At 69.7% G+C, this 26,431-nt stretch carries 28 protein-coding genes; 12 read left to right on the top strand and 16 right to left on the bottom strand.

The features are described 5' to 3' along the window. Nucleotides 1–15 precede the first annotated feature (15 nt). Nucleotides 16–930, bottom strand: coding sequence for a M48 family metallopeptidase (locus tag OX89_RS08025; protein WP_084002036.1), 915 nt, complete (start codon nucleotides 928–930; stop codon nucleotides 16–18). Between the two features lie 180 nt (nucleotides 931–1,110). On the opposite strand from OX89_RS08025, the gene OX89_RS08020 reads away from it, so the two are divergent. From OX89_RS08020 to OX89_RS08000, 5 genes are all read left to right on the top strand, one after another. Then, a complete protein-coding gene (locus tag OX89_RS08020) occupies nucleotides 1,111–2,484 on the top strand; it encodes an MFS transporter (RefSeq protein WP_047350217.1) in 1,374 nt (457 codons plus the stop codon). A 114-nt stretch (nucleotides 2,485–2,598) separates the two neighbouring features. Beyond that, nucleotides 2,599–3,315: a response regulator transcription factor gene (locus tag OX89_RS08015; RefSeq protein ID WP_047350236.1), complete on the top strand. Its 717-nt coding sequence runs from the start codon at nucleotides 2,599–2,601 to the stop codon at nucleotides 3,313–3,315. A gap of 28 nt (nucleotides 3,316–3,343) precedes the next feature. Beyond that, nucleotides 3,344–4,570: an ATP-binding protein gene (locus OX89_RS08010; protein WP_047350216.1), complete on the top strand. Its 1,227-nt coding sequence runs from the start codon at nucleotides 3,344–3,346 to the stop codon at nucleotides 4,568–4,570. Between the two features lie 84 nt (nucleotides 4,571–4,654). Continuing rightward, a complete protein-coding gene (locus OX89_RS08005; protein WP_047350215.1) occupies nucleotides 4,655–5,218 on the top strand; it encodes a redoxin domain-containing protein in 564 nt (187 codons plus the stop codon). Further along, nucleotides 5,215–5,943, top strand: coding sequence for an MOSC domain-containing protein (locus OX89_RS08000; RefSeq protein WP_047350214.1), 729 nt, complete (start codon nucleotides 5,215–5,217; stop codon nucleotides 5,941–5,943). Before OX89_RS08005 ends, OX89_RS08000 begins: the two co-directional genes overlap by 4 nt. Nucleotides 5,944–5,950: 7 nt before the next feature. On the opposite strand, the gene OX89_RS07995 is transcribed toward OX89_RS08000, so the two are convergent. Beyond that, nucleotides 5,951–7,219: a YbfB/YjiJ family MFS transporter gene (locus OX89_RS07995; RefSeq protein WP_047350213.1), complete on the bottom strand. Its 1,269-nt coding sequence runs from the start codon at nucleotides 7,217–7,219 to the stop codon at nucleotides 5,951–5,953. 79 nt (nucleotides 7,220–7,298) lie between these two features. Here OX89_RS07995 and OX89_RS07990 point away from each other — a divergent pair, with 79 nt between their 5' ends. Next, nucleotides 7,299–8,201 (top strand): LysR family transcriptional regulator, encoded by a 903-nt coding sequence (locus tag OX89_RS07990; protein WP_047350212.1) that lies wholly within the window; start codon nucleotides 7,299–7,301, stop codon nucleotides 8,199–8,201. 4 nt (nucleotides 8,202–8,205) lie between these two features. Further along, nucleotides 8,206–9,270: a nitronate monooxygenase family protein gene (locus OX89_RS07985; RefSeq protein WP_047350211.1), complete on the top strand. Its 1,065-nt coding sequence runs from the start codon at nucleotides 8,206–8,208 to the stop codon at nucleotides 9,268–9,270. Nucleotides 9,271–9,326: 56 nt separating this feature from the next. Here OX89_RS07985 and OX89_RS07980 read toward each other — a convergent pair whose 3' ends face one another. The 8 genes from OX89_RS07980 to radA all read right to left on the bottom strand — a co-directional run bounded on the left by OX89_RS07980 (nucleotide 9,327) and on the right by radA (nucleotide 17,064). Continuing rightward, the gene (locus tag OX89_RS07980; RefSeq protein ID WP_047350210.1) at nucleotides 9,327–10,313 is read right to left on the bottom strand and encodes a glycosyltransferase family 32 protein; all 987 of its coding nucleotides are present in this window, start codon (nucleotides 10,311–10,313) and stop codon (nucleotides 9,327–9,329) included. Between the two features lie 3 nt (nucleotides 10,314–10,316). Further along, entirely contained in the window at nucleotides 10,317–11,396 is a 1,080-nt protein-coding gene (locus tag OX89_RS07975; protein WP_369799265.1) for a glycosyltransferase family 2 protein, read from the bottom strand. Further along, nucleotides 11,393–12,550 carry a glycosyltransferase gene (locus tag OX89_RS07970; protein ID WP_047350209.1) on the bottom strand — a complete coding sequence of 386 codons (1,158 nt, stop codon included), beginning with the start codon at nucleotides 12,548–12,550 and terminating at the stop codon, nucleotides 11,393–11,395. The genes OX89_RS07975 and OX89_RS07970 overlap by 4 nt, the downstream gene beginning before the upstream one ends. Nucleotides 12,551–12,559: 9 nt before the next feature. After that, nucleotides 12,560–13,867 (bottom strand): O-antigen ligase family protein, encoded by a 1,308-nt coding sequence (locus OX89_RS07965; RefSeq protein WP_047350234.1) that lies wholly within the window; start codon nucleotides 13,865–13,867, stop codon nucleotides 12,560–12,562. A gap of 108 nt (nucleotides 13,868–13,975) precedes the next feature. Continuing rightward, nucleotides 13,976–14,182, bottom strand: coding sequence for a zinc-finger domain-containing protein (locus tag OX89_RS07960; RefSeq protein ID WP_047350208.1), 207 nt, complete (start codon nucleotides 14,180–14,182; stop codon nucleotides 13,976–13,978). Between the two features lie 4 nt (nucleotides 14,183–14,186). Continuing rightward, entirely contained in the window at nucleotides 14,187–15,125 is a 939-nt protein-coding gene (locus OX89_RS07955) for a branched-chain amino acid transaminase (protein WP_047350207.1), read from the bottom strand. Nucleotides 15,126–15,171: 46 nt separating this feature from the next. Continuing rightward, complete coding sequence (locus OX89_RS07950; protein WP_047350206.1) at nucleotides 15,172–15,612, bottom strand: hypothetical protein; 441 nt, start codon at nucleotides 15,610–15,612, stop codon at nucleotides 15,172–15,174. Nucleotides 15,613–15,681: 69 nt separating this feature from the next. Then, complete coding sequence (gene radA, locus OX89_RS07945) at nucleotides 15,682–17,064, bottom strand: DNA repair protein RadA (RefSeq protein ID WP_011803649.1); 1,383 nt, start codon at nucleotides 17,062–17,064, stop codon at nucleotides 15,682–15,684. Nucleotides 17,065–17,173: 109 nt separating this feature from the next. Here radA and OX89_RS07940 point away from each other — a divergent pair, with 109 nt between their 5' ends. Further along, a complete protein-coding gene (locus tag OX89_RS07940) occupies nucleotides 17,174–17,356 on the top strand; it encodes a hypothetical protein (RefSeq protein WP_047350205.1) in 183 nt (60 codons plus the stop codon). Between the two features lie 147 nt (nucleotides 17,357–17,503). Further along, nucleotides 17,504–18,118, top strand: a complete 615-nt coding sequence (locus OX89_RS07935) for a glutathione S-transferase family protein (protein ID WP_047350204.1) — start codon at nucleotides 17,504–17,506, stop codon at nucleotides 18,116–18,118. A 106-nt stretch (nucleotides 18,119–18,224) separates the two neighbouring features. Here OX89_RS07935 and OX89_RS07930 read toward each other — a convergent pair whose 3' ends face one another. From OX89_RS07930 to alr, 3 genes are all read right to left on the bottom strand, one after another. Then, nucleotides 18,225–19,244: a cytochrome-c peroxidase gene (locus tag OX89_RS07930; protein ID WP_047350203.1), complete on the bottom strand. Its 1,020-nt coding sequence runs from the start codon at nucleotides 19,242–19,244 to the stop codon at nucleotides 18,225–18,227. Between the two features lie 236 nt (nucleotides 19,245–19,480). Then, nucleotides 19,481–20,314, bottom strand: a complete 834-nt coding sequence (locus OX89_RS07925; protein ID WP_047350202.1) for a hypothetical protein — start codon at nucleotides 20,312–20,314, stop codon at nucleotides 19,481–19,483. Between the two features lie 8 nt (nucleotides 20,315–20,322). Next, nucleotides 20,323–21,420: an alanine racemase gene (gene alr / locus OX89_RS07920; protein ID WP_047350201.1), complete on the bottom strand. Its 1,098-nt coding sequence runs from the start codon at nucleotides 21,418–21,420 to the stop codon at nucleotides 20,323–20,325. 140 nt (nucleotides 21,421–21,560) lie between these two features. On the opposite strand from alr, the gene lplT reads away from it, so the two are divergent. The 3 genes from lplT to OX89_RS07905 all read left to right on the top strand — a co-directional run bounded on the left by lplT (nucleotide 21,561) and on the right by OX89_RS07905 (nucleotide 24,412). After that, nucleotides 21,561–22,838, top strand: a complete 1,278-nt coding sequence (gene lplT / locus OX89_RS07915) for a lysophospholipid transporter LplT (protein WP_047350200.1) — start codon at nucleotides 21,561–21,563, stop codon at nucleotides 22,836–22,838. A 150-nt stretch (nucleotides 22,839–22,988) separates the two neighbouring features. Further along, nucleotides 22,989–23,930 (top strand): DMT family transporter, encoded by a 942-nt coding sequence (locus OX89_RS07910; RefSeq protein WP_047350199.1) that lies wholly within the window; start codon nucleotides 22,989–22,991, stop codon nucleotides 23,928–23,930. Next, complete coding sequence (locus OX89_RS07905) at nucleotides 23,927–24,412, top strand: glutathione peroxidase (RefSeq protein WP_012655294.1); 486 nt, start codon at nucleotides 23,927–23,929, stop codon at nucleotides 24,410–24,412. The genes OX89_RS07910 and OX89_RS07905 overlap by 4 nt, the downstream gene beginning before the upstream one ends. A 230-nt stretch (nucleotides 24,413–24,642) precedes the next feature. Here the strand turns inward: OX89_RS07905 and OX89_RS07900 are convergent, their stop codons facing one another. The 3 genes from OX89_RS07900 to OX89_RS07890 form a co-directional block, all read right to left on the bottom strand. Next, nucleotides 24,643–25,371, bottom strand: a complete 729-nt coding sequence (locus OX89_RS07900; protein WP_047350198.1) for a YafY family protein — start codon at nucleotides 25,369–25,371, stop codon at nucleotides 24,643–24,645. Between the two features lie 77 nt (nucleotides 25,372–25,448). Beyond that, nucleotides 25,449–25,919 carry a GyrI-like domain-containing protein gene (locus OX89_RS07895; protein WP_047350197.1) on the bottom strand — a complete coding sequence of 157 codons (471 nt, stop codon included), beginning with the start codon at nucleotides 25,917–25,919 and terminating at the stop codon, nucleotides 25,449–25,451. A 92-nt stretch (nucleotides 25,920–26,011) separates the two neighbouring features. Beyond that, nucleotides 26,012–26,401 (bottom strand): VOC family protein, encoded by a 390-nt coding sequence (locus OX89_RS07890; protein WP_047350196.1) that lies wholly within the window; start codon nucleotides 26,399–26,401, stop codon nucleotides 26,012–26,014. Nucleotides 26,402–26,431: the final 30 nt, after the last annotated feature.

The following is a 26,431-nucleotide window of genomic DNA, read 5'->3' as shown; positions in this document are numbered from 1 at the left end:
TAATAAAGTAGCAAGTCAGCCCCCCCGCGCTGCCTGGTACAGCCCCTGCACCTTGGGCACGTTGCCCTCCAGTTCACGGATGCGGTCCGGCCCCGAGGGATGGGTGGACAGAAACGCGACCCCGTTATTGCCCGTGGCCGCGCCCATCTTGCGCCACAGGCTGACGGCGGCCTGCGGGTTGTAGGCGGCGCGGGCGGCCAGCTCCAGGCCGACCAGGTCGGCGTCGGTCTCGTCGGAGCGGCTGAACTTGAGCGTGAGCAGCTGCGTGCCCAGGTTGGCCGCCACGTTGCCCAGCTCGCCCAGGCCCAGCAGCTGCGCGCCCAGCGACAGGCCGATGCTGGTGGCCTGGCTCTTGGCCACGCGCGAGCGGGCGTGCTCGCGCAGCGCGTGGGCCATTTCGTGGCCCATGACCATGGCGGCTTCTTCGCCGGTCAGCTTGAGCTGGTCCAGGATGCCCGTGTAGAACGCGATCTTGCCGCCCGGCATGCAAAAGGCGTTGATCTGGCGGCTAGCGATCAGGTTGATCTCCCAGCGCCACTGGGCGGCGCGGCTGTTCCACTGCGCGGCGTGGGGGATGAGGCGGCGGGCAATGCCGCGCAGCGCCACCAGCTGCGGGTGGTTGTCCGGCGCCAGCGCGCGCTTGGCCCTGGCCTGCGCCAGCAGCTGGCCGTATTGCTGCACGGCGGATTCTTCCAGCGTCTCGGCGGGCACCAGCATGCGCATGCCCGATGCGCTGCCCACATCCACCTGCGCCGCCGCCGGCAGCGCCGCCGCGCCTGCCGCCGCCAGCACAAAGGCGCGGCGCGCCTGCCAGATTCCGCCGGCCTGATCACCGCGCACGTCACCGCGCGCATTCACGCGCGCAACGCAGCACAGGCAGCCCGGCCAGGCGGACAACGAGGACAAGGGGTTGGTAGTGCGGGTGGTCATGCGCGCGAGTCTAGGACACCCTGGCGCGCTGCGCCACACCGGGTGGGNGGCGCCGCCGCAGCGTGCGGATAATCCCGCCACAGCACGCACCTGCACCTGTCCTGCGCTGCTCGGGTGCTCATACCGCACCCGCCCTGCACTCATCTCGCACTCATCTCGCGCACCCTGCCGCCCCTGCACATGCCCCCCGACACCACCACCGCCGCCGCCCCTGCCGCAGCCACCAATGCCACCGCCGCCCCCCGGCGCAGCTGGCGCCAGGCCTGGCTTGTCTATCTGGAGCCCGCCAGCCTGCGCATGCTGGCCCTGGGCTTTGCCGCCGGGCTGCCGCTGTTGCTGGTGCTGGGCACGCTGTCTTTCAGGCTGCGCGAGGCGGGCATCGACCGCACCACCATCGGCTATCTGTCGTGGGTGGGGCTGGCCTATGCGTTCAAGTGGGTCTGGTCGCCGCTGGTGGACCGCCTGCCGCTGCCGCTGCTCACGCGCTGGCTGGGGCGCCGGCGCAGCTGGCTGCTGCTGGCGCAGGCGCTGGTGATGGCCGGGCTGGTGGGCATGGCGCTGGCCGACCCGCGCGACGCGCTGGGGCCCATGGTGTGGTGCGCGCTGCTGGTGGCCTTCGGCTCGGCCACGCAGGACATTGCGCTGGACGCCTTCCGCATCGAATCCGCCGACGCCGACCATCAGGCCGCCCTGGCCGCCACCTACCAGACGGGCTACCGCCTGGCCATGATCTGGGCCGGCGCGGGCGTGCTGTGGGTGGCCGCGCGTGCCGAGGTGGCGGGATTGGCCGGCTACCAGGCCAGCGCCTGGGCCACGGCCTATCTGGTGATGGCGGCGTCGATGCTGGTGGGCACGGTGACGGTGCTGCTGTCACCCGAGCCCCAATCCGATGCCGCGCGCCCGCTGGCGCCCGCGCGCAACCTGGGCGAATGGCTGCGCGGCGCGGTGGTGGCGCCGTTTGCCGACTTCATCCGCCGCTACCGCTGGCAGGCGGCGCTGATTCTGGCGCTGATTGCCGTCTATCGCATCAGCGACGTGGTAATGGGCATCATGGCCAACCCGTTCTACGTGGACATGGGCTACACCAAGGACGAGGTGGCCGCCGTGAGCAAGGTCTTCGGCGTCATCATGACGCTGGCGGGTGCCTTTGTGGGCGGCGTGCTGTCCATGCGCCTGGGCGTCATGCGCGTGCTGATGCTAGGAGCCGTGCTCAGCGCGCTGACCAACCTGCTGTTTGCCTGGCTGTCCGGGCATGGCCACGACCTGACCGCGCTGGTGGCCGTGGTCAGCGCCGACAACCTGGCCGGCGGCATCGCATCGGCGGCGTTCATCGCCTATCTGTCCAGCCTGACCAACGTGCAGTACTCGGCCACGCAGTACGCGCTGTTCAGCTCCATGATGCTGCTGGCCCCCAAATGGCTGGCGGGCTTTTCGGGCCAGTTTGTCGATGCCTACGGCTACAGCGCGTTCTTTACCAGCACGGCCCTGCTGGGCCTGCCGGTGCTGCTGCTGGTGGCGCTGGCGAATAAAGCCAAAAAGGCCTCTAGCGCTTGATAGATAAGCGCTGGCAGCTATCAAAATCATACCAAACCGGTTTACCCAACTTTACCCGTGCTTCAACCGCCGTAGATGGCGCGCGGTGAACATGGCAGCACTGAAAGGCACCGCATGAGCTCGCAACTGCTGATGATCGAAGACGACCACCGCCTGGCGCAGATGGTGGGCGAGTACCTCGGCCAGTCCGGGCTGCAGGTCACGCACATGGCCGACGGCGCCAGCGGCCTGGCGCGGCTGCAGGCGCCCGAGGGCGGCCAGCTGCCCGACCTGGTGATCCTGGACCTGATGCTGCCCGACATCGACGGCCTGGAGGTGTGCCGGCGCATCCGCGCGCTGCCGGGCGCCGCCGCCCAGGTGCCGGTGCTGATGCTCACGGCCAAGGGCGACCCCATGGACCGCGTGATCGGACTGGAGATCGGCGCCGACGACTACCTGCCCAAACCCTTCGAGCCGCGCGAGCTGCTGGCGCGCATCCGCGCCATCCTGCGCCGGCGCGAGAGCGGCGCGCAGCCGGCCACGCAGGTGCTGCGCTTCGGCTCGCTGGAGATCGACCGCGACGCACGCACCGTGAGCGTGCACGGCCAGCCGGCGGAGCTGACCTCTTACCAGTTCGACCTGCTGGTGACCATGGCCGAGCGCGCGGGCCGCGTGCTCACGCGCGACCAGATCATGGAGGCCGTGCGCGGGCGCGAGCTGGAGGCGTTCGACCGCTCCATCGACGTGCACATGGGCCGCATCCGCGCGGCCATCGAGGCCGACCCCAAGAACCCGCGCCGCATCCTCACCGTGCGCGGCGTGGGCTATGTCTTCGCCAAGCAGCAGGACTGACCTGCCTCTTTTGAAAAGCCCCGCACGCATGTCCCTCATCAGCCCCTTCTCCCGCCGCCTGTACCTGCGCATCTGGCTGGCCGTGGTCGGGGGCGTGCTGGTGTTCGCCTTCGCCGTGGGCATGGCCTGGCGCTGGGCGGCCGAGCAGAACCAGCAGCAGCCGCCCTCGCGCGAGATCCGCATCACGGACGCCGCGGGCCGCACGCTGGTGGATGGCGTGGGCCTGCGCCAGCGGCGCGACCCCAGCGAAGGCGTGCTCTACCGCATCGAGAGCGCCACGGGCGAGGTGTTCGAGATGCACCTGTCCCCGCGCCCGCCCCGCCCGCGCCCCGACGAGCGCGGTCCCGCCGCGTGGTTCCGCCCGCCCTTCGGCTTTCTGTGGATGCTCGCGCTGGTGGGCATTGCCGTGACCGTGGGCGTGTTCCCCATCATCCGGCGGCTGCTGCAGCGGCTGGAGCAGCTGCAGCGCAGCGTGCAGCGCTTTGGCGAGGGCGACTTGTCGGTGCGCGTGGCCGAGCAGGGCCATGACGAGGTGGCGGCGCTGGCGCGCCAGTTCAACGCCGCCGCCGCGCGCATCGAGACGCTGGTGCAGTCGCACAAATCGCTGCTGGCGAATGCCTCGCACGAGTTGCGCTCGCCGCTCACGCGCATCCGCATGGGGCTGGAGCTGATGCAGGGCGGCACGCCCTCCCCTGCATTCCGCGCCGAGATTGAACGCAACATCGCCGAACTGGACCAGTTGGTGGACGAGATCCTGCTGGCCAGCCGCCTGGATTCCGGCGCCGCCGATGTGGGCACGGTCGAGCCCGTGGACTTGGTGGGCCTGGCCGTGGAGGAATGCGTGCGCGTGGACGCCGAACTGCACGTAGGCTCCGGCGATGGTGCAGACGCCATGACGGCGCCCGTCGAAGTGCCGGGCGTGTCCAAGCTGCTGCGCCGCGCCGTGCGCAACCTGCTGGAGAACGCGCGGCGCTACAGCCAGGGCGAGATCACCCTCACCCTCACGCGCGAAGGGCACGACGCCGTGCTGCGCGTGTGCGACCACGGTCCGGGCGTGCCGCCGGAGCAGCGCGAACGCATCTTCGAGCCCTTCTACCGCCTGCCGGGCGCCAGCGAACGCTCGGGCGGCGTGGGCCTGGGCCTGGCGCTGGTGCGCTCCATCGCGGCGCGCCATGGGGGCAGCGTGGTGTGCGAGGACCGGCCCGATGGCGCGGCAGGCGCCTGCTTCACGCTGCGCCTGCCGGTCACGCGCTGAGCGTCGGCGCACACGCCCTTGCCTCAGCAGGCACATTCGCCCATGTTGTAGGGTGGCGCTTTTCCCGTTCCGCAAGGCCTGCCCATGACCGCCGCCGCGCCCTTCTTTGCACCTGCGCCGCCGCTGCAGGTGGCGCACTGGTTCAACACCCCCGAGCCGCTCACGCTGGACAGCCTGCGCGGGCGCGTGGTGGTGCTGCACGCTTTTCAGATGCTGTGCCCTGGTTGCGTGGAGCACGGCATCCCACAGGCGCGGCGCGTGCATGAGGCGTTTGCGCAGGATCAACTCGTCGTGATCGGCCTGCACACGGTGTTCGAGCACCACGCCGTGCAGGGCACGCCAGAGGTGCTGCAGGCCTTCATCCACGAATACCGGCTGCGCTTTCCCATCGGCCTGGACCAGCCCGATGCGCCGCGCAGCATTCCACGGACCATGCAGAGCCTGTCGCTCAGCGGAACGCCCAGCCTGGTGGTGCTGGACCCGCAGGGCCGCGTGCGCCTGCACCACTTCGGCCATCTGGACGATCTGCGGCTGGGCGCGCTGCTGGGCCGGCTGCTGGCGGAACCCACGCCAGCCGCCCCGGCGACCGTGCCCGCCACGGGCTGCGACGATGGCGGCTGCCCACTGCCCGATCAGCCCCGCCCATGAACATGACCCCCTTGCCTTCCCAACCCACGGCCCTGGGCACGCTGCGCGCCGTGCTCACCGGTCGCGCGCAACCCTACACCCGCCCCGGCAGCCGCAGCGCCATTGCCAAGCAGGCACGCAGCGGCCCCGTCGCCGTAGGCGCGGAGGGACTGGACGGTGACGAGCAGGGCGACCTGCGCGTGCACGGCGGCCCCGACAAGGCCGTGCACTGCTATGCATGGCCGCAGTACACGCCCTGGCGCGAGGAGCTGGCGGGCCACGCCACGGCGCAGGCGCTGCTCGCGCAGCCCGGTGCCTTTGGCGAGAATTTCAGCCTGGACGGCGTGCAGGAGGCCCAGGTGTGCATTGCGGACCAGTGGCGCATCGGCAGCGCCGTTTTCGAGGTCAGCCAGGGCCGCCAGCCCTGCTGGAAGCTGAACGACCGCTTCCAGGTGCCCGGCATGGCGCTGCGCGTGCAACGCAGCCTGCGCGCGGGTTGGTATCTGCGCGTTCTGCAACCCGGGACGGTGCAGGCGGGCGACACCGTCTGGCTCCTCGCGCGGCCGCGGCCCGCGTGGCCCATCGCACGGTTGCTGGAGGTGATCGACCGGCGCGACTGCACACCCGCCACGCTGCGCGAAATCCTCGCTCTGCCGCTGCCGCCGTCATGGCAGCGGCTGTTCCAGCGGCGCCTGGACAGCGGACAGAGCGAGGCCTGGGACGCGCGCCTGCAGGGGCAGCACTGACGGCCTGTCAGGCGCGCTGCGGCCAGCGCCAGGCCGACCAGCCGTACATCGCCGCGCCGGCCACCAGTGCCCCCGCCGCCAGCGCCAGCCCGCGGGCAAAGCCCTGGCCGGCATCGGCGTGCGCGAGCAGCCACGCCACCAGCGGCGGACCCGCGATCTGGCCCAGGCCGTAGACGGCCGTGACCAGGCTCGCAAAGCTGTCGGCAGACTGCGGCCACAGGCGCCGCGCCTCCTGCAGGCCGTAGAAGGTGATGGCCGTGAACGGCAGGCCCACCAGCGCGCTGCTGAGTGCAAAGCCCGCCGGCGTGGGCCAGACCAGCCCCAGCACGATGCCCAGCGCCTGCAGCGCATACGCCGCCAGCAGCAGCCAGCGCCGGTCCCAGGCGCTGGGCGCGCGCGTGCTGAGCGCCGCGCCTACGGCCACGCCCGCGCCGAACATCGGCCAGAAAAGGTCGGGCCAGGGTGAACCGGAGGGCAGCGCGGCACGCGCAATCACGGGCAGGAAGGTGGCGGTCACGATGTAGCCCAGCCCCGCCAGGCCGTACGCCACGGCGTGCACGCCGCGCGCCGCCAGGGTGCCGGCGTTTCCCCCCTGCCCGGCCGCGCGGGGCTGGGCACCGGCGTCGGTCTTGACCGCGCGGCCGCGCACCACGGGCCACACGCCCACGCACAGCAGCACCGAGAGCACCCCGAAGACCACCCAACCCGAGGCCGCACGCCACTGCGCTGCCACCATCGCGCTGGCGGCCAGCCCCGTGAGCACGATGCCCACGCCCGGCCCGCAGAAGATCAACCCGCCCATGGCCGGGCGGCCCAGCACCGCCAGGCGTACCATGCACCAGGCCGCCACGTTCAGCAGCACGAAGGCGCTGGCGGCCCCGGCCGCAAAGCGCAGCGCCGGCCACGCGGTGGCCACGGGCAGCGCCATCGCCAGCGTGAGCAGCACCGTGGCCACCAGCCCGGCACGCGCCAGCCGCGCCGGATGCCAGCGCGCATAAAAACTCGGTGCCACCCAGGGCAGTGCCATGCAGGCCAGCGCCCCCAACAGGTAACCCACGTAATTGGCCGTGGCCAGCCAGCTGCCCTCGGTGAGGGTCAACACCCCGTCATGCAGCATCATGGGCAGCAGCGGGGTGAACGCGAACCGCCCCACGCCCATGGCCACCGCCAGCGCCAGCATGCCGGCCAGGGCCACGGCATGGGGCCGCTCGCTCCAGTGCAGGGCGGGCCCGCGGGGCGCGGGCACATCAATCGACGGGGTGGCTTGTGGTTCCATGGCGCGGTCTCCGGCGGTATGATCGCCATCAATCTTTTTTTAAGATGATTTTTCTACAAATCATCTCACAAACATATCCATGGACCTGGTGGCGCTGGAGATTTTTCGCACGGTGGCCCACGAGGGCAGCGTCACGCGGGCGGCCGAGCGGCTGGGCCGCGCCCAGTCCAACGTGACCACGCGCGTGCAGCAGCTGGAGGAGCAACTGGGCGCCGCCCTGTTCCTGCGCGAGGGGCGGCGCATGGTGCTAACGCCCGCAGGCGCCACGCTGCAAGGTTATGCCGAGCGCCTGCTGGCGCTGGCCGAGGAGGCGCGACAGGCCCTGCACCCGGGCACTCCCGCCGGCCACCTGCGCATCGGCGCCATGGAAAGCACGGCCGCCGCGCGCCTGCCCGCGCCCCTGGCGCAACTGCATGCGCGCTGGCCCGCGCTGGTGCTGGAGCTGCGCACCGCGCCCTCACGCCAACTCGTAGAGCAGGTGCTGGCCCACGAACTCGACTGCGCCCTGGTGGCCTGGCCGCCGCCGGGCCTGGACGAGGAGGCCCCGGTGCAGCGCATGCCCGTCTGGACGGAATCGCTGCTGCTGGCCCTGCCGGCCAGCCACCCGCCCGTCGAAACATCTGCCGACCTGCGCGTGCACACCCTGGCCGCGTTTGCGCACGGCTGCACCTACCGCCGCATCGGCGAAGACTGGATGCGCCAGGCCACGGGCCAGGCGCCGCAGGTGCTGGAGCTCGCGTCCTACCCGGCCATCCTGGCCTGCGTGGCCGGGGGCCGTTGCGCCGGCGTGGTGCCTGAGGCGGTGGTCGATCTGCTGCACACACCGCCCGCGCTGCGCTGGGTGCCGCTGGGCCCCTGCGACACGGTGCTGGTGCACCGCACGGGCTATGCCACGCCCGCGCTGGCCGCGCTGCAAGCAGCGCTGCACGACGCCCAGGACACCCCCTCTGTTCTCGCCCCCGATTCTTCTTTGCGGAGCTGACCCCATGAATGCCTTGCTGCAACGCCTGCAGATCGACCTGCCCCTCTTCCAGGGGCCCATGACGGGCTCGGACACACCCCAGTTGGCCGCCGCCGTATCCCAGGCCGGGGGGCTGGGCTTTCTGGGCTGCGGCATGCGCTCGCCCCAGGCCATGCGCGAGGCCGCGGCCGCCGTGCGCGCAGCCACCGCCAAGCCCTTCGGCATGAACCTGTTCGTGCTGGAGCAGCCCACGCCCGATGCAGCCACCGTGCAGGCGGCCATAGCCCGCCTGACGCCGCTGTACGCCGACCTGGGCCTGCCCCCGCCCGAAGCGCCAGCGCGTTGGTGCGAAGACTTTGACGCCCAGTTCGAGGCGCTGCTGCAGGCCCGCCCCGCGGTGGCCAGCTTCACCTTCGGCATCCTGAGCCGCGCGCAGGTGCGGCGCCTACAGGACGAAGCGGGCTGCTGCGTGATCGGCACCGCCACCACGCTGGCCGAGGCGCAGGCCTGGGCCGCCGTGGGCGCGGACGCCGTCGTCGCCAGCGGCATGGAGGCAGGCGGCCACCGCGGCACCTTCCTGGGCGACTTCGAGGCCAGCATGGTCGGCACCCTGGCGCTGGTGCCGCAGTGCGTGGATGCGCTCTCCATCCCGGTGATCGCCGCCGGCGGCATCATGGACGGGCGCGGCATTGCGGCTGCCCAGGCGCTGGGGGCGCAAGCGGTGCAGCTGGGCACGGCCTTCCTGGCCTGCCCCGAGTCGGCCATCGTGCCCGCGCAGCGCGCCGCCATGGCCCGCGCTCAGGCCACGGACACGCGCGTCACGCGCATCTACTCGGGCCGACCCGCGCGCGGCATCGTCAACACACTGATGCAGCGGCTGACACCGCACGAGGCCGCCGTGCCCGCCTACCCGGTGCAAAACGCGCTGACCGGCGCCCTGCGCAAAGCCGCCGCCAGCCAGGGACGGGCGGACTACCTGTCGCTGTGGGCGGGCCAGGGCGTGGCCGCCGCGCGCGCGCTGCCGGCACAGCAGCTGGTGGCGCTGCTGGCGCAGGAATGGCGTGCCGCGCTGCAGCGCCTGAAGGTTTAAGCCATTTTGGCCTCTGGCGCTTACACAACAAGCGCTGGCAGCTATCAAAAGTATAGCTACCGAGCATTAACGCGGTCTGCATCCAGCCACCGCCCCGCAACACTGTCTGGCAGGTACAGGCCACGCGCCAGGTAGTCGTCCAGGCGGCGGCGGTCGGGGCCGCGCAGCTTGATCAGCGGCGGCAGCGGCCCGCGCACACGCATGAACAGCAGCCGCAGCTTGAGCGCCGCGCGGCGCCAGCGGCCCAGCACATGCAAAAAGAATGGCCCCGACTCCGCCGGGGACAGACTCAGGCGGTAGCGTCCCCCGCGCAGCAAAATCACCTGTAGTGCCAGGTGCATGCTCAGGTAGGCGGGCATGTCAATGCGCTGCAGCGCCTGCGTGTACAGGCCCTGGGCCTGCAGGTGGGCGATGTACTGCTCGCCGGTGCGGGCGATGACCTCCTGCGTGAATTCACGCTGCAGATCCTCGATGAAGGCGCTGCCGGGCGGCGCGGCCATGAACCAGTTCTCCACCACCGGGCGCTGGGGGACGCTGGTGTACTGCTGCAGGTAGTAGCCCACGAAGTCGGCACCCGTGCGCGCCTGCTCCTGCAGAACCCAGTCCAGCGGCTGGGTGAGGATGGTGCTCGCGTCCAGCCAGATGCCGCCGTGGCGGCGCAACAGCTCCAGGCGGATCCAGTCGGCACGCTTGGCCGCCGATGCGCCGTCGAGGGCAGCAGGGATGGCCGGCAGGTACCGCAGCACGCCACGCTCGTCCAGGATGCGGATCTCGAAATGCGGATGCAGGCGCCGCCAGTGGTCGAAGCAGCGCTGCACCAGCAGCGGCGGTGTGCCGCCCTGCCAGTAGCTCCAGAGAATGCGGGGAATGGCCGTGCGCGTGGCCGGCGCTGCGGCTGCGGTGCCCATGGCGTACAGCGTGAACACGGGCGCTGGAGCGACCTCCAGGTCGCGCGGGCGCAGGCGGTACCAGCGCTTCAGCCAGCCCGCCAGCCACAGTTCGCCCCGGTGCTTCCAGTGGGTGGAGGATGGCGCATGCGACATGGGTCAGACCTTTTCTTCGACCGCCACGACACCCCAGGCACGGCGCAGCCGCAGAGCGCGCAGCCACCAGCCGCGCCGCACGTAGGCGCGCAGCAAGGCCTGCGCCGACAACGGCGATGCCGCAGCAAAGTCGTTACGCAATCGCTGCGCTGCGGCTCGGCGTTCGGCCGCGGGCAGATCGGCCCGCTCCAGGAAGCGCGCCGCGCCGGCAAGGTTGCGCGCACTCTGGTGGGCCAGGGCGAAATGCAGCGCCGCGCTGGCAGGCAAGACCCCTTTAGCCTCGGCCGTGCGCAGCGCCTGGGCAAACGCGCCCAATGCCCGTGACTGATCGAGCGCCTTGGGCAAGGTCATCGTCGCCAGGATGCTGCTGCCGCGCTGGCGGTAGGCCACCCAGGGCTGGGGCATGTAGCAATAGCTGCGCGCGCGCAGCAGGGCCAGCGGCATGGCGGCCATGTCCTCGAAGTAGCGGCCCGCGGGAAAGCGCAGGTCTGCGCCCCACAGCGCGCGCCGCGTGACCTTGGACCAGGCATGCAACTGCCCGGTCATCAACACGCCCGTCAGCAGCGCAGCGCGGTCGCGCTGAAGCCCTCCCTCCGGGCCGGCAAAGGTGGCGCGATGGCCCTCGCCGCGCAGCCGGTGCTTGAGTTGCGTACGCTCGCGCCACACCATGAAGTCGCACAGCACCGCATCCGGGGCATGGCGCTGCACGGTGGCCTGCAAACCGGCCAGCGCGCCGGGCAGCAGCTTGTCGTCGGAGTCCAGGAACCAGAGGTATTCACCGCGGGCGGCGTCGATCATGGTGTTGCGCGCGGCGCTCAGGCCCTGGTTGACCGCGTGGCGCATCAGGGTCAGCCGACCGGGCCAGCGCTGCGCCAATTGCTGCATCAGTGCACGCGAACCATCGGTGGAACAGTCGTCGAGCACCAGCACCTCCACGCCCGCCTCCCCCTCCCCGGCAAGCGGCAGTTGCGCCACCTGCTCCACCACGGAGGCGAGACACGCTTGCAGATAGTCCTGCACGTTGTAGACAGGCACCAGGATGCTGAGCCAGGGCGCAGCCGGCGCGCGCACGGCGCCGCTCACTGAGCAACCTCCAGCCCCCGCAGCAGCAGGTCCTCGTACCGCTTCGTCATGGTCTGCAGGCTGTACAGGTGCCGGGCATCTTCCTGCGCGGCCTGGGCCATGCGCTGCGCCTCGTCATCGCGCACTAGCAGCCGCTCCAGTGCGTCGGCCAGCGATGCGGGATCGGCATGCGCGGCCAGCAGGCCATTGCGGCCGTCATCGATGATTTCCTGCACGCCCACCACACGGCTGCCCACCACGGCGCAGCCTGCGGCCATGCCCTCGATCAGCGACAGGGGCATGCCCTCGTAGTGCGTGGCCAGCACGCAGATGCGGTGGCCCATGAGCAGTCCCGGCACATCACCGCAATGGCCCAGGAATTCCACCTGCCCGTCCAACCCTAGGGCCGTGCACAGCTTGCGCGCCGCCCGCTGCGCCGCCGCCTTGCCGCCGCCGGCCAGTTTGACGGGCGGCGTGAGGCCGCGATCGCGCAGCAGCGCGACGGCGCGCAGCAGCGTGGCATGGTCCTTCTGGCGCGCAAAGCGCGCGGCCATGACGATGCCCGGCACACGGTCGGCCCAAGCGGGATGGCGCGCCAGCTCATACGGCCCCAGCGCGATGCCATTAGGAATGGCCACGGTCTTGGCGGCGGGAAAGCCACGCGCGAGCAGGCTCTGGCGCACGCCTTCGGAGACGCCCACGATGAGGTCGGTGCGCTCAGCCAGCCACAGCGCTTGGCGCAGCCGCCAGGCGGTGTAGCGCTCGCGGGAGTTGTGCTCTACATGCACCAGGTGGGGCACGCCGGCGATCAATCCGGCATAGCGGCCCCATAAATGCTCGCTGAACCCATGGGCCACCAGCACATCGGGTTGGAAACGCCGGCAGAGCGCGACCAGCTGCCAGATGGTGGCCACGTGCGCCCAGCCGGCCACGGTTTCCACCACCAGCCCCTGGTCCCGCAGGGCCTGCACGCGTTCGTTGCGCGTGTGCCGCTTGCGGCGCAGCACCAGCAAGGCCTCGCAGCGGCCCGAAGCCGCGTGCGCACGTACCAGATCCACGGCCACCTGCGTGGCACCGGAAAACCCGCCCGTCACGAAATGCAGCACCCGCGGCCGGCGCACGGCCGGGGTGCCGGCCGCGCCGGGAAGGCCAGGGGCAGACGCCGCAGACACCATGGCTTGGCCTTATGCCGCAGCCGCCGCGGACCCCTTGCCCGCGTACAGCGCGTCCATGCCGCGCACCGCCGACCAGGTGGTCATCACCATGAACAGGTAGAACATGATCCCGCTGTTGTGTGCAAAGAAGACCTGCGTCATCCCGAATCCCGCGTACAGCAACGGAATGCACACGCCCGCCATGCGCAGCGCCAGCACCTGCGCACGCACCTCGGCCGCTTGCCCCGCGTAGGCAGCCATGCGCGCGCGGGTGGGCCAGAACATGCCCAGCGGCACCGCATAGAACAGCAGCAGCAACAGCACGCCCACAAGGCCCGCCTTGATGAACATATCCAGGGGTTCGTTGTGGGTGTAGATGTATTCAAGGATGGAGGGCTCGTACTGCCCCGCCGCCACCCGCTTTTCCTTTTCGGCCAGATAGCCGCGCATGCCCCAGCCGAGGAGAGGCTTCTCCAGCCCCACCTCCCAGGCAAAGCGCCAGTGCTCCAGCCGCTGACCCACGGAGGTGTCGGCCGCACGTTCGGTGCCGTAGATCAGCACTTCTTTCTCCATCACGTTCCAGCGCTCGGCCAACACCTTATGGTTGGCGGCACCCAGCACGACCAATGCAATGGTCGTCCCCGCCAGCATGCGCCACAACTCGCGGCGATAGAACTGCCACAGGAAATACAAGCCTACCGGGGTGGCCATCAGCAACGCCAGCCATCCCCCCCGCGATTGCGAAAGCACAGATGCATTCAGCGCCAACAGCCCTCCAACGCAGGCCATCGCCACAGCCCTACGACTCAAGTGTTCTCGCAAAGCCAACGTTTGCACGGCAAGCATGGTGCCCATCAGCAGTGCCAGATTGCCCCACTGGATGGCATTAGTCCTTCCCGTGGGGAAGCCCGATGCACGCGGGGAGTTTTCCACGTACACCTGCCACAGCGCCACGACACCTGCACCCGCACACCCGGCAAGCAGTCCCCAGAACTGCGCCCGGGGCTTGGGAGCCGCAGTACTCACGAATAACAGGCAGACAATGCCGAAGGCGAATTTGGAAGGACGATCCCACCCCCCTAGACCTTCCAGCGGATTGGCCAGCACCAGCCACAGAACCCCGATACCGGACATGGCAGCCGCGAAGGCCCAGGTCCAGCGATCCTGCGGCAGGCGAGGCCAGCCGTGCAAGGAGCACAGAGCGCCGACCAACAGCAGCGCCGCACCATACGAATAGCCTGACTGCACCGTCAGCGCCAGCGCGGGTACCAGAAATACAGCCGCGGTGGCAACCCGACGAGGCCAGGGCCCCGGGCCCAGAAGATCATCAATCGTCATGAACAATACGCAGCCCTGGCCAATCGGCCGTGCAAATATCAACGCACCGCAGCCGAGGCAGCGATGGTGCCAGCATGCTCGACACTCGCCCGTGGCGCGAACGCCGCATCAATGCCCGGAGTGGACAACCTCGCCCGCCTTCAGGCGGTACACGGTGCCGCAGTAGGGGCACTTGGCCTCGCCCGTGTGGGCCACGTCCAGGTAGACCTTGGGGTGGCTGTTCCAGAGCTTCATGCCGGCCTTGGGGCTGGGGCAATACACGCAGCCCTGGAGGTTGAGATCCTTGGCCAGCAGTTCAACGATGGCTTGTGACATGGGTTCAGACCTTGGTGAGCCAGTGGGCGTACTTGGGATTGCGGCCGTTCACGATGTCGAAGAAGGCCGATTGGATCTTCTCGGTCAGCGGGCCGCGGCTGCCGCTGCCGATCTGCACGCGGTCCAGTTCGCGGATGGGCGTGATCTCGGCGGCGGTGCCGCTGAAGAAGGCCTCGTCGGCAATGTACACCTCGTCGCGCGTGATGCGCTTTTGCACCAGCTCCAGCCCCAGGTCCTTGCAGATGTGGAACACGGTGTTGCGCGTGATGCCGTTGAGCGCGCCGGCCGACAGGTCGGGGGTGTACACCACGCCGTCCTTGATGATGAAAACGTTCTCGCCCGAGCCTTCGGACACGAAGCCGGCGCTGTCCAGCAGCAGGGCTTCGTCGTAGCCATCGTCGGTGGCCTCCATGTTGGCCAGAATGGAGTTGGTGTAGTTGCTCGACGCCTTGGCCTGCGTCATGGTGATGTTGACGTGGTGGCGCGTGAAGCTGCTGGTCTTGACGCGGATGCCGCGCTGCATGCCTTCCTCGCCCAGGTACGCGCCCCAGGCCCAGGCGGCGACGATCAGGTGAATCTTGTTGCCCTTGGGCGAGACGCCCAGTTTTTCCGAGCCGATCCACGTCAGGGGACGCAGGTAGCAGGATTCGAGCTGGTTTTCGCGCACCACGGCCTTCTGTGCCTCATTCACCTCGTCCTTGGTGAAGGGGATCGTCATGCGCAGGATCTTGGCGCTGTTGAACAGGCGGTTGGTGTGCTCTTCCAGGCGGAAGATGGCCGTGCCCTGCTCCGTCTTGTAGGCGCGCACGCCTTCGAAGGCGCCGCAGCCGTAGTGCAGCGAATGGGTCAGCACGTGGATCTTGGCGTCGCGCCAATCCACCATCTGGCCATCCATCCAGATCTTGCCGTCACGGTCGGCCATGGAGGGAACAACGGGGCTCATGGAGATCCTTTTCGAGAGAACTGCGTGGGTCGCAAAGCGGGCAATTCTACGATTCGTCCGCCGGGTTGGCGGCAGCAGTCGGGCCGGCGTCCTCCTGCGGGGCGGGTCGCACCAACTCCCAGCGCACCAGGCGACCGTTGACAAACTCGCAGGTCACGTGCGACTGCGTGCCGTCGGTCCAGCGGTAGAGCTCGGGCTGCTGGCCGTCCGCCGACAGCTGCTGGCCCAGCGCACGCGTCATGGCGACCACGTGCAGCAGGTTCACACCGGCTTTCAGCTTGGCATTGAGCATTACCGCGCTGCCCACGTAGCCGATGGGGTGGTTACGGGCCTTCTGCATCACGTTCATGAGCCGCGTGTAATGCAGCAGCCCCCACATGACCAGCCCTCCGCTCACGGTGAGGATGCCCTGCGGGCCATAGGCGCGGTAGGCGGCGATGACCAGGACGACGATGCCCGCTGGGATCAATATCTTGCGCAGATTCATGGCCGCATTGTCCTACGCAGCACCACCGGCGCCGCTGTGGAAGCTGCGTAGCCCCAGCGACACGACGCGTCAGTCCAGCCCGCGCACGGCAGTCATGGCCTCGTCCACGCGCTCCACTGCGTGGATCTCCAGCCCGGCGATCGGCTTCTTGGGCGCATTGGCTTTGGGCACCACGGCCACCGTGAAGCCCAGCTTGGCGGCTTCCTTCAGGCGCTCCTGGCCACGCGGCGCGGGGCGCACCTCGCCAGCCAGGCCCACCTCGCCAAACGCGATGAAGCCCTTGGGCAACGCCTTGCCGCGCAGGCTGCTGGTGATGGCCAGCATCACGGCCAGGTCGGCCGCGGGTTCGCTGATGCGCACGCCCCCAACGGCATTGACGAATACGTCCTGGTCGGCGCAGGCCACGCCCGCGTGGCGGTGCAGCACGGCCAGCAGCATGGCCAGGCGGTCGCGCTCCAGCCCCACCGACAGGCGCCGCGGGCTGGGCCCACCGCCGTCCACCAGCGCCTGGATCTCCACCAGCATCGGCCGCGTGCCCTCCAGCGTGACCAGCACGCAGCTGCCGGGCACCGGCTCGCTGTGCTGGCTCAAGAAAATGGCACTGGGGTTCGCCACGCCCTTGAGGCCCTTCTCGGTCATGGCGAACACGCCGATCTCGTTCACGGCGCCAAAGCGGTTCTTGATGGCGCGCACCAGACGGAAGCTGCTGTGCGTGTCGCCCTCGAAGTACAGCACCGTGTCCACCATGTGCTCCAGCACGCGCGGGCCGGCCAGCGCACCCTCCTTGGTCACGTGGCCCACCAGGATGACGGCGATGCCCGTGGCCTTGGCCATGCGCGTGAGGTGGGCCGCGCACTCGCGCACCTGGGCCACCGAGCCGGGGGCGCTGGTGAGCTGGTCGGAATAGACGGTCTGGATGGAGTCGATGACGCACACCGCGGGCTGCGTGGCCTCCACGGTGGCGAGGATTTTTTCGAGTTGGATCTCGGCCAACACGTTCACCTGGCTCGCATCCAGCCCCAGCCGGCGCGAACGCAACGCCACCTGGGCGCCGCTCTCCTCGCCCGTCACGTACAGCGTGGGCAGGCCCGCGCGCTGCAGCGCGTCCATCGCCTGCAAGAGCAGCGTGGACTTGCCGATGCCCGGATCGCCGCCGATGAGCACCACTCCGCCCTCGACCACGCCACCGCCCAGCACGCGGTCCAGTTCCTCGATGCCGCTCGCCGTGCGCGCCACCTCGGTCGCCTCGATGGCGGCCAGCGGCATCACCGCCTGCGCCTGGGCCAGGCCCGCGTACTGGCCGGCCCCGCTCAGGCGGTTCTTGCCCGGTCCGGCGTCGGGCACGGATTCGATCAGGGTGTTCCACGCACCGCAGGAGGGGCATTTGCCCAGCCAGCGCGGACTGGTGCCACCGCATTCGGTGCAGGAGAAGATGGTTTTTTCTTTGGCCATGGTGGCAGGACGCAGCGTAGGCCGGCGGTGGGCCGGCGCGGGGGATCTGTCCTATCCTAACGGGCAGTGCCGCCCCGCCGGGCGAACACCGACTCAGGAAGGACCCGCCATGCCCCTGCCGACACTTCGCCCCCTGGCCGCGCCACTGCTGACCGCCTGCGCACTGGCGCTGGCCGCATGCGACAAGAAGCCCGCCGATCCGCCGCACCTGCCCTCGGTCCCCGCCGTGCCCAAGCCCTCGGCGCCCGCCGCGCCCCTGCCCGACGCGCAGCCGGCCAGCGTGGGCTCCTGAGTTCCTGGTGCATCAAAAAAAGGAGCTGTCAGCGCTTGCCACAAGCCACATTCAGGTACTTATTGCATCGAAATGACCTGGGATTGAGCGCAAGCCGCTCCTCTTTTTATAGATACGATCATCCATCCTCCATCACGCCCGCCGTCCATGACCTCTCTCACCCTCTACTTCACCCCCGGTACCTGCGCACAGGCCGTGCGCATCGCGCTGGAGGAAGCGCAAGCACCCTATACCCTGGTCCGCGTGGACTTCGCCAGCCAGCAGCAGCGCTCGCCCGAGTACCTTGCGGTCAATCCCAAGGGCCGCGTGCCCGCGCTGGTGACCGAGCACGGAACGCTCACCGAGACCCCCGCCCTGCTGGCCTACGTGGCGCAGCGCTTCGCGGATGCGCGCCTGGCGCCCGCCGACCCCTTCGGCTTCGCGCGCCTGCAGGAATTCCACAGCTACCTGGCCTCCACCGTGCACATCGCCCACGCCCACCGCCCGCGCGCCAGCCGCTGGGCCGACGAGCCCGAGGCCCAGGCCGCCATGCAGCGCAAGGTGCCCGCCAACATGACCGAGTGCTTCACGCTGATCGAGCGCCATTACCTGGGCGACGGCCCGTGGGTGCTGGGCGAGCAGTACTCGGTGGCCGACGGCTACCTCTTCACCGTTGCGAGCTGGCTCAAGAGCGACGGCGTGGACATCGCGCAGTTTCCCAAGGTGCACGCGCACTCCCAGCGCATGGCGCAGCGCCCCGCGGTGCAGCGCGCCCTGGCCTGACGCCCAGGCGGGGCATACCCGCCCCCCAAAAAAAGGCCGGCGCCCCTTGCGAGGCCCCGGCCTGTAAAGGCCCGCAAGCGGGCCGGCTTTCATCCGTGACGGCGCATCAGTCGAAGGGCTGGGGGCGCTTGGTCGCATCGCTGGAGGGCGGCAGGATCGGCAGGGCGATCTGCGGCTGATCGCCCGTGAGCGTCTTGAGGAAGGCCACGATGTCGGCGTTCTCCTGCGCGGTGAACTTCTTGCCCAACTGGATGCGGCCCATGGTGTCCACGGCCTCGGCCAGCGTGTCGGCAGCGCCGTCGTGGAAGTAAGGGTAGGTCAGTTCCACGTTGCGCAGCGTGGGCACCTTGAAGTTGAAGCGCTCGGCATCGTTGCCCGTGACGGCGGAGCGGCCCTCGGCCGGGTTGTCCGTCTTGTATGCCTCGACCAGGCCCATCTTCTGGAAGGAGTTGCCGCCCAGGTTGGGGCCGTTGTGGCAGGCCACGCAGCCGCTGGTCTTGAAGAGCTGGTAGCCGCGCAGTTCCTGCGCCGTGATGGCCTGCTTGTCGCCTTTGAGCCATTGGTCGAAGCGCGCGTTGGGAGTCACCAGCGTTTCCTCGAACGCGGCAATGGCGGCCGTCACCTCGTCGATGGTGAGCTTGTCATGCCCGAAGACCCGCTTGAACTCCGCCACGTACTGGGGAATGGAGCGCAGCATGTCTACCGCGAGGTCATGCGAGAAGGCCATCTCGCCCGGGTTGGCGATGGGACCGCCCGCCTGCTCTTTCAGGTCCTTCGCGCGGCCGTCCCAGAACTGGGCCAGGTTGAGGCTGGAGTTCAACACCGTGGGCGAGTTGATCGGGCCTTTCTGCCACTTGTCGCCGATGGAGGTCTTGAGGTTGTCCGAGCCCCCCATGCTCAGGTTGTGGCACGAGTTGCACGAGATGAAGCCCGAGCGCGACAGGCGCGGATCGAACCACAGCTTCTTGCCCAGCGTGACCTGGGCGGGGTTGGTCACCTTGTGGGGCGCGATGGGCTGCACGGGCTCCTGTGCGCCGGCGCTGCCCATGGACAGCAGGGCCGCAGCCGAGACGATGCCCAGGAAGAACCGCGCGGCGGGACGGGAGGAGGGGGACTGGCTTTGCATAGGGGACTCCACTTCTTGTTCAGCGAACGTTCAAAGCGCTGCACGCCCGAGCACCCGGGGCGCCCTGCGGGCCGCACAGCAGGTGTTCGCTGTAAGAGTCATTCTTCGGGAAGACCCTGAGTAATGGCTTGATGCAAAACAAAGCCAAAAACATTTCCAGCAAAATGGTCTTTCAGCAACCCAGCGCCATCACCAAGGCATGCCGCGTGGGCCGCAGGGCCCCGCCAGAGGCAAGGTCAACGGCCCCGCAGCAGTTGCACCGCGTGTGGCAGCGAGCGCGCCTGCGGCAGCCAATGGTCCAGCGCCGCGCCCAGGGCCACCGCGCACAGCAGGGCGCCAAGCAAGGGCTTGCCCGTCAGGCGCCAGGCCGCGCCAAGCCAGCCCGCGCGCTCCGCGCCCATCAGCGCCCGTGCCGAGGCCACGGAGAACGCCAGTTCGACGGCCACGGCCAGCAGCACCTCGCTGCCAAAGTACAGCCACGCCAGCGCACCCGCACCCCCCAGCAGCGCCACGCCCACCACGAAGATCGCCACCACCGGCACGACCACCACGGCGGCTTCGTCGGCGCTTCCCGCGGCCTCCAGCGCGCCCGAGGCCGCGTCGCCCAGATCACCGCCCCATCCGGTGCCGCCGACGCCATCTGCGGCCGGCGCGTCCCACTGCCCAGTCGCGCCCGCCCCGCCAAAGTCGCCGCCACCGCCGTGCAAGGGTGGCGTGGTGCCCTGCGGCCCCGGGCCGGCGGGCCAGCCCGCATCGGGTAGCAGGTCCAGCCCGTCGGGCGCATCGCCCGCATCGCTGCGCCGGCGCAGCAGCCATGCGGCCCACAGGCGCAGCACCAACAGATAGACCCCATATCCCACGCCCAGCGTGACCAGGTAGCGCAGCGCCAGCGACGGCACGCCCAGCGCCATCTGCGCATGGGACACCGCCCACATCACACCCAGGATCAGACTGCCGATGCACCAGCCGTGCAGCCGCAGGGCATGGCGCTGGCGCAGGCCCTCCTGCAGCCGCTGCGGCAGGCGCATGCCGCGCCACGAGGCGCCCGTGCGGCCGCGCACCCGGGCCATGGATGGAATCAGTCCTGCACCACCACGGGCACGCGCGATGCCAGCGCGCACATCAGCTCGTAGCCGATGGTGCCGCCCGCTTGCGCTACCTCGTCGATGGGCAGCACGGCGCCGTTGGCGGCGCGGCCCCAGAGCGTGACCTCGGCCCCCAGCCCCGCGCCGGGCACGGGCGTGAGGTCCACGGCCAGCATGTCCATGCTCACGCGCCCGATGGTGCGCGTGCGCACCCCGTTCACCAGCACGGGCGTGCCGGTATCGCAGTGACGCGGATAGCCGTCGGCATAGCCGCAGGCCACGATGCCGATGCCCAGCGGCCCCTGCGCCGTGAAGCGCGAGCCGTAGCCCACGGTGTCGCCCGCCTGCAGCTGCTGCACGCCGATGATGCGCGAAGCCAGCGTCATGGTGGGCTGCAGGTCCCAGTCGGCCGCGCGGCGCTCGGGATGGTCAGGCGCGCTGCCGTACAGCACGATGCCCGCGCGCACCCAGTCCAGCCGCACCTGCGCATCACCGCCGTGGCGCAGCAGCGCGGCGCTGTTGGCGATGCAGCGCTCGCCCGGCAGGTCCTGCGTGGCGGCCTGGAACGCCTGCACCTGGTGCGCGATGCCGCGCGGGCCGTCGGCGTCGCTGAAGTGGGTCATGCACGAGATTTCGTCCACCTGGGGCAGCGCGTTCAGGCGCGCCCAGGCGCTGCGGTAGCGCTCGGGCGTGAAGCCCAGGCGGTTCATGCCGGAGTTCATCTTGAGGAACACGCGGTGCGGCACCTGCGTCTTGTGCGCGGCCAGCCAGTCGATCTGCGCATCGCAGTGCACGGCATGCCACAGGCCCAGGCGCGAACACAGCTCCAGGTCGCGCGGCTCGAACACGCCCTCCAGCAGCAGGACCGGGCCGCGCCAGCCGAGAGCGCGCACGCGCTCGGCCTCGGCCAGGTCCAGCAAAGCGAAACCGTCGGCGGCGCGCAGGCCTTCGAACACGCGCTCGATGCCGTGGCCGTAGGCGTTGGCCTTGACCACCGCCCACACGCGCGCATCGGGCGCGGCACGCCGCGCGCGCTCCAGGTTGTGGTGCACGGCTGCGGGGTGGATGGTCGCAAGAATGGGGCGCGGCATGGGGGTGTTTCTACGGACTGGACGGGGGCCATTCTGGCACTGGGCGCGCGGGGTCGCGTGATATAACCGCCCGTCGCTCCTCGGAGTGTTTCGAATTTTCACAGGCCATCATTCCCGCTGATGGAGCCACCAGCCACCTGATGAAGCGCGGTTTCTACACCATCATGTCGGCGCAGTTTTTCAGCTCGCTGGCCGACAACGCATTGTTCGTGACCGCGGTGGAACTGCTGCGTACGAGCGGCGCGCCGGAGTGGCAGCGCGCAGCGCTGGTGCCCATGTTCGCGCTGTTCTACGTGGTGCTGGCGCCGTGGGTGGGCGCATTCGCCGACTCCATGCCCAAGGGGCGGGTGATGTTCATCAGCAATGCCATCAAGGTGGTGGGCTGCCTGATGATGCTGTTCGGCCACCACCCGCTGCTGGCCTACGCCGTGGTGGGCCTGGGCGCGGCGGCGTATTCGCCGGCCAAGTACGGCATCCTCACCGAGCTGCTGCCCGCATCCCAACTCGTGAAAGCCAACGGCTGGATCGAGGGGCTGACCATCGCCTCCATCATCCTGGGCGTGCTTGTGGGCGGCCAATTGGTCGCACCCCACATCGCCAGCCATCTGCTGGCGCTGGACATGCCGGGCATCGATCTGGGCATCGACCTCGCGGCCGAAGCCGCCATCCTGGCGCTGGTGCCGGTGTACATGCTGGCGGCGTGGTTCAACCTGCGCATCCCGCACACGGGCGTGGAGATGCGCCCCCTGCCACCCAACCCGCTGGCGCTGCTGCCCGACTTCTGGACCTGCAACGCCCGCCTGTGGCGCGACAAGCTCGGGCAGATCTCGCTGTCCACCACCACGCTGTTCTGGGGGGTGTCGGGCAACCTGCGCTACATCGTGCTGGCCTGGAGCGCCGCGGCCCTGGGCTACAGCACCACGCAGGCCTCGGCCCTCGTGGGCGTGGTGGCCATCGGCACGGCCGCGGGCGCGGTGGCGGCGTCCCTGCACATGCGCCTGGACATGGCCACGCGCGTGATCCCGATGGGCATCGCCATGGGCCTGCTGGTGATCCTGATGAATGTCATCAGCAACATCTGGCTGGCCATTCCGTTCCTGATCCTGCTGGGTGGGCTGGGGGGCTTCCTGGTCGTGCCCATGAACGCGCTGCTGCAGCACCGCGGCCATAACCTGATGGGCGCGGGCCGCTCCATTGCCGTGCAGAACTTCAACGAGCAGGCCGCCATCCTGGGCATGGGGGCGTTCTACAGCCTGTCCACCAAGTTCGGGCTGTCGGCCTTCGGTGCCATCACGGCCTTCGGCATGCTGGTGGCGGGCGTGATGTGGCTGATCGGCCGCTGGCACGCGCACAACGTGCGCAGCCATCCCGAGGAAGTGGAGCACCTGCTCTCCATCGCCCGGCACGACCACCACTGAACCGGCGCGTGGGGCTACCCCGCGCAGCCCCGCGCGCCCGCCGTCGCGCCGGCACAATGCGCCGCAAAGGCTGGGCGTCTTCGCGCCTTCACCACTCTGTTTTTGATAGCTGCTTGCGCTTGCCAGATAAGCGCTACGGCCACTTTTTGCATGCAATCTCCGCTTCCCGCCCTGGCCTTGCTGTTCAACGCCTTCATCTGGGGACTGTCCTGGTGGCCGTTCCGGCAGATGCACGGCGCGGGACTGCACCCGCTGTGGGCCACGGCGCTCATGTATGGGGCCATCCTCCTTGTGCTGCTGGCGCTGCGGCCGGGCATTTCCGCGCAGCTGCGGCAGCACAAGGCCCTGTGGTTGCTGGCGCTGTGCTCGGGCCTGAACAACGTGGCCTTCAACTGGGCCATCACCATTGGCGACGTGGTCCGCGTGATCCTGCTGTTCTACCTGATGCCGGCCTGGAGCGTGCTGCTGGCCTGGCGCTTCCTGGGCGAGCGGCCCACGCCGCAGGCGCTGGCGCGGCTGCTGCTGGCCTTCAGCGGCGTGCTGCTGGTGCTGTGGCCCGCCGAGGGCGGCCTGCCGCGCCTGCTCGCCGCCCTGACGCTGGCCGATCTGCTCGCGATCCTCGGCGGCTTCACGTTTGCCGTGACCAACGTCACCCTGCGCCGCCTGCACGCCGTCCCGGGCCAGGCGCGCATGGTCGCCATGTTCGGCGGCTGCATGCTCATGGCGCTGCTGGCGGCCCAGCTGGGCCGATCCCTGGGCCTGGTGCCGCCCTTTCCACCGCTGAACGCCACCTGGGCCTGGGTGGCGGCGCTTCTGGCGGTCGTGCTGCTGATCGGCAACTGGGCGCTGCAATTTGGCGCCGCGCGCCTGGCGGCAGGGACGACGGCGATCATCATGCTGTCGGAGGTGGTGTTCGCCAGCGGCTCCTCGACGCTGCTGGGCGCTGCACAGCTGACGGGCGGGACCCTCGTCGGCGGCGCGCTGATCCTGCTGGCGGCCGGCTGGTCGGTCTGGCGGCCGCGGGTGCATGCAGCAGGCACACCCCATGCCCCCAGTGATAAGGTGACGGACACACGACCGGAGGCCCCATGACCACTGCGTATGACTTCGACGCGACACGCATCGACGGCGCGCCCCAGCCACTGAGCGACTTCCGCGGTCAGGTGCTGCTCATCGTCAACACCGCCAGCGCCTGCGGCTTCACGCCGCAGTTCACCGGCTTGCAGGCGCTGCATGAACGCTACGGGCCGCGCGGGCTGGTAGTGCTCGGCTTTCCGTGCAACCAGTTCGGCCACCAGGACCCGGGCAGCAACGACGCCATCGCGGGCTTTTGCCAGCGCAACTATGGCGTGCAGTTTCCCATGATGTCCAAGATCGACGTCAACGGCAGCGACGCGCACCCGCTGTACCGCTGGCTCACCGGCGAAGCGCCCGGCGTGCTGGGCACCAAGGCGATCAAGTGGAATTTCACCAAGTTCCTGGTCGGCCGGGACGGCCAGGTGATCCGCCGCTACGCGCCGCAGGAGGCTCCCGAGAAGCTCACGGTCGACATCGAGGCAGCGCTGGCGGCCTGAAGCCAAGCGGTTTTCACAAGTGGTCCGGCGCGACATACACGCTCCACAAAGGCCGCGGCAAGTACAGCCCCGATACCGGCCTCCGGGCCTGCCAAGACCAGCCAAGGCAGCAAGCGGGCTACGGCCCGCGGCTCTCACCGTGCCATGCTGCGTGGGTACGCCGTGGGGGGACAGGTTTGCAGCGCGCGCGCAGGCCCGGCGCCGGACCCGCAGCGGAGGAGCAAAAAAGGTCAGGAGGGGAACGCGGCGCCGTCCAGCCCCTCGGCCGGGCAGTGACGCATCCGGGCCTCGACCTGGCGCAGCAGGTCGGCCAGGGTCTTGCCGGGCTCCTGGCGGAAGCGCTCGTCCAGCACCTCGAAGGCCGCGATGCGGTCGATGCGAAAGCCCCGGAAGCCATCGCGCAGTTCGCACCAGGCCGACAGCGTCCACACCTTGCCCCAGTAGAAGCAGCCCAGCGGCCGCACGCGCCGCAGGCTGGGCCGGCCCTGCACGTCGGCGTAGTCAAGCCGCACCACGTGGCAGGACTGCACGGCCTCGCGCAGCGCCTGCAGCGCGGCCTGGGCGCGCGTATCCAGCCCCGAGCCCGGCGCGTAGAGCGCTTGCGCCTCGGCCGCCGCGCGCGCGGCGGGCGGCAGCACCGAGAGGATCTTGCCAAGCGCACCCTCGATCTCGCGCGCCATGCCGCCATCGACCCAGGTCTGCGCAAGCCGCGCGGCGGCCACGAGGGCGTTGGCCTCGCCCTGGCTGAACATCAGCGGCGGCAGCTCGAAGCCCGCACCCAGGCGGTAGCCCACGCCGGCCTCGCCTTCAATGGGTATGCCCTGGTGCTGCAGGTCGGCCACGTCGCGGTAAATGGTGCGCAGCGACACTTCCAGCCGCCCGGCGAGAAAGGCGGCCGTGGACAGGCGCCGGCCCCGGATGAGCTGGACGATCTGGAACAGGCGGTCGGCACGGCGCATGGAATCTCAGGCCACGGAAGGAATGGTCCGCATGGTACGGTGCCGGGTGCCAGGCAGGACAGCGCCCGGGCCTGCACTCAGAGCAGCACGCCGATGTGCAGGGCAACGCACTCCGGCCCCTCGTAGCATTCGAAGTCGGTGTCGAAGCGGCGCCGCACCTCGGGATGTTCCTCGAAGTAGCGCCACGCGGCGGCCCAGGCGTCGAGCACCATCTGCGGCATGGGCCCCTCGCAGTGGAACACCAGATAGCTGCCCGGCTGCACCTCGATGCGGGCCGCGCCCACCGGCGGATCGGCCTGCACGGCAGCCGACACGCCGGCCGTCACGTCGAAGGCGCCATGCTGATCGGACTCATAGGCACTGTAGACGCCGTAGAGGCGCCCGTCGGCCCCGGGGCCGGGCAACTGGCGCGCCCAGCTTTCGGTGAAGAATTGGTCCCACAGTGCGCCTATGCGCGCCCGTTCGGGCTGGGCCTCGTCTCGGTTGCAGGTACGCACGGCAACGCCCGCCACGCTGAACGCCGGCACCTGGACGGTGATTGGGATCATGGAAATCTCTCCTGAACGGAATCCAAGAACGCGCCGATGCTGCCGCCACCCTGCTGACAACGGGGTGTCAGCAGGGTGTGCGAGCCGGCGCCTCAGCGCGCCATGGCGTGCAGGCCGATGGTGTTGCCCTCGGTATCGCGCACGTGGGCGATGTACCCCATGCCCTGGGGCAGCTGCGTGCAGGCATCCACGACCTGGCCACCGGCAGGCACTACACGGGCCAAAGCCGCCTCCACGCTGGGCTCGCAGTCCAGGTAGATGCGCACGCCCGCGTCAGGCGCCGCGCGGCGCTGCGGGCCCGCCACCAGGCAGCCGCCCGTCGCGGGATCGTCCTTGGAGAACAGGGCCATGGGTTCGCCGCCGAAGTCTTCGCGGCGCATGGGGCGGTCCAGCATGCGCTCGTAAAAGGACTGCGCACGGCCGAGATCGGCGCACGGAATCTCGAACCAGTTGATGGCCTGGCTGGATGAGGGGGTGGTCATGGAGGGGCTCCTTGAAAGCAAGTTGCGAAG

Source organism: Diaphorobacter sp. J5-51, from assembly GCF_001023515.1.
In the GTDB taxonomy this organism is placed as follows: Bacteria; Pseudomonadota; Gammaproteobacteria; order Burkholderiales; family Burkholderiaceae_C; genus Diaphorobacter; species Diaphorobacter nitroreducens.
Note: the sequence above shows the minus strand (reverse complement) of the source record. Positions and strands in the feature narration are given on the sequence as shown.

Excerpts from the sequence above, each read along its gene's own strand:
- OX89_RS07955 (WP_047350207.1), bottom strand. The coding sequence starts at position 15,125 with ATGAGCCCCGTTGTTCCCTCCATGGCCGACCGTGACGGCAAGATCTGG.
- OX89_RS07900 (WP_047350198.1), bottom strand. The coding sequence starts at position 25,371 with ATGCGCCGTGCCGACCGCCTGTTCCAGATCGTCCAGCTCATCCGGGGC.
- lplT (WP_047350200.1), top strand. The coding sequence starts at position 21,561 with ATGAAGCGCGGTTTCTACACCATCATGTCGGCGCAGTTTTTCAGCTCG.
- alr (WP_047350201.1), bottom strand. The coding sequence starts at position 21,420 with ATGCCGCGCCCCATTCTTGCGACCATCCACCCCGCAGCCGTGCACCAC.
- OX89_RS07960 (WP_047350208.1), bottom strand. The coding sequence starts at position 14,182 with ATGTCACAAGCCATCGTTGAACTGCTGGCCAAGGATCTCAACCTCCAG.
- OX89_RS07930 (WP_047350203.1), bottom strand. The coding sequence starts at position 19,244 with ATGCAAAGCCAGTCCCCCTCCTCCCGTCCCGCCGCGCGGTTCTTCCTG.
- OX89_RS08005 (WP_047350215.1), top strand. The coding sequence starts at position 4,655 with ATGACCGCCGCCGCGCCCTTCTTTGCACCTGCGCCGCCGCTGCAGGTG.
- OX89_RS07910 (WP_047350199.1), top strand. The coding sequence starts at position 22,989 with ATGCAATCTCCGCTTCCCGCCCTGGCCTTGCTGTTCAACGCCTTCATC.
- OX89_RS07985 (WP_047350211.1), top strand. The coding sequence starts at position 8,206 with ATGAATGCCTTGCTGCAACGCCTGCAGATCGACCTGCCCCTCTTCCAG.
- OX89_RS07895 (WP_047350197.1), bottom strand. The coding sequence starts at position 25,919 with ATGATCCCAATCACCGTCCAGGTGCCGGCGTTCAGCGTGGCGGGCGTT.
- OX89_RS08020 (WP_047350217.1), top strand. The coding sequence starts at position 1,111 with ATGCCCCCCGACACCACCACCGCCGCCGCCCCTGCCGCAGCCACCAAT.
- OX89_RS07925 (WP_047350202.1), bottom strand. The coding sequence starts at position 20,314 with ATGGCCCGGGTGCGCGGCCGCACGGGCGCCTCGTGGCGCGGCATGCGC.
- OX89_RS08000 (WP_047350214.1), top strand. The coding sequence starts at position 5,215 with ATGAACATGACCCCCTTGCCTTCCCAACCCACGGCCCTGGGCACGCTG.
- OX89_RS07950 (WP_047350206.1), bottom strand. The coding sequence starts at position 15,612 with ATGAATCTGCGCAAGATATTGATCCCAGCGGGCATCGTCGTCCTGGTC.
- OX89_RS07990 (WP_047350212.1), top strand. The coding sequence starts at position 7,299 with ATGGACCTGGTGGCGCTGGAGATTTTTCGCACGGTGGCCCACGAGGGC.
- OX89_RS07995 (WP_047350213.1), bottom strand. The coding sequence starts at position 7,219 with ATGGAACCACAAGCCACCCCGTCGATTGATGTGCCCGCGCCCCGCGGG.
- radA (WP_011803649.1), bottom strand. The coding sequence starts at position 17,064 with ATGGCCAAAGAAAAAACCATCTTCTCCTGCACCGAATGCGGTGGCACC.
- OX89_RS08010 (WP_047350216.1), top strand. The coding sequence starts at position 3,344 with ATGTCCCTCATCAGCCCCTTCTCCCGCCGCCTGTACCTGCGCATCTGG.
- OX89_RS07965 (WP_047350234.1), bottom strand. The coding sequence starts at position 13,867 with ATGACGATTGATGATCTTCTGGGCCCGGGGCCCTGGCCTCGTCGGGTT.
- OX89_RS07980 (WP_047350210.1), bottom strand. The coding sequence starts at position 10,313 with ATGTCGCATGCGCCATCCTCCACCCACTGGAAGCACCGGGGCGAACTG.
- OX89_RS08025 (WP_084002036.1), bottom strand. The coding sequence starts at position 930 with ATGACCACCCGCACTACCAACCCCTTGTCCTCGTTGTCCGCCTGGCCG.
- OX89_RS07970 (WP_047350209.1), bottom strand. The coding sequence starts at position 12,550 with ATGGTGTCTGCGGCGTCTGCCCCTGGCCTTCCCGGCGCGGCCGGCACC.
- OX89_RS07905 (WP_012655294.1), top strand. The coding sequence starts at position 23,927 with ATGACCACTGCGTATGACTTCGACGCGACACGCATCGACGGCGCGCCC.
- OX89_RS08015 (WP_047350236.1), top strand. The coding sequence starts at position 2,599 with ATGAGCTCGCAACTGCTGATGATCGAAGACGACCACCGCCTGGCGCAG.
- OX89_RS07890 (WP_047350196.1), bottom strand. The coding sequence starts at position 26,401 with ATGACCACCCCCTCATCCAGCCAGGCCATCAACTGGTTCGAGATTCCG.
- OX89_RS07935 (WP_047350204.1), top strand. The coding sequence starts at position 17,504 with ATGACCTCTCTCACCCTCTACTTCACCCCCGGTACCTGCGCACAGGCC.
- OX89_RS07940 (WP_047350205.1), top strand. The coding sequence starts at position 17,174 with ATGCCCCTGCCGACACTTCGCCCCCTGGCCGCGCCACTGCTGACCGCC.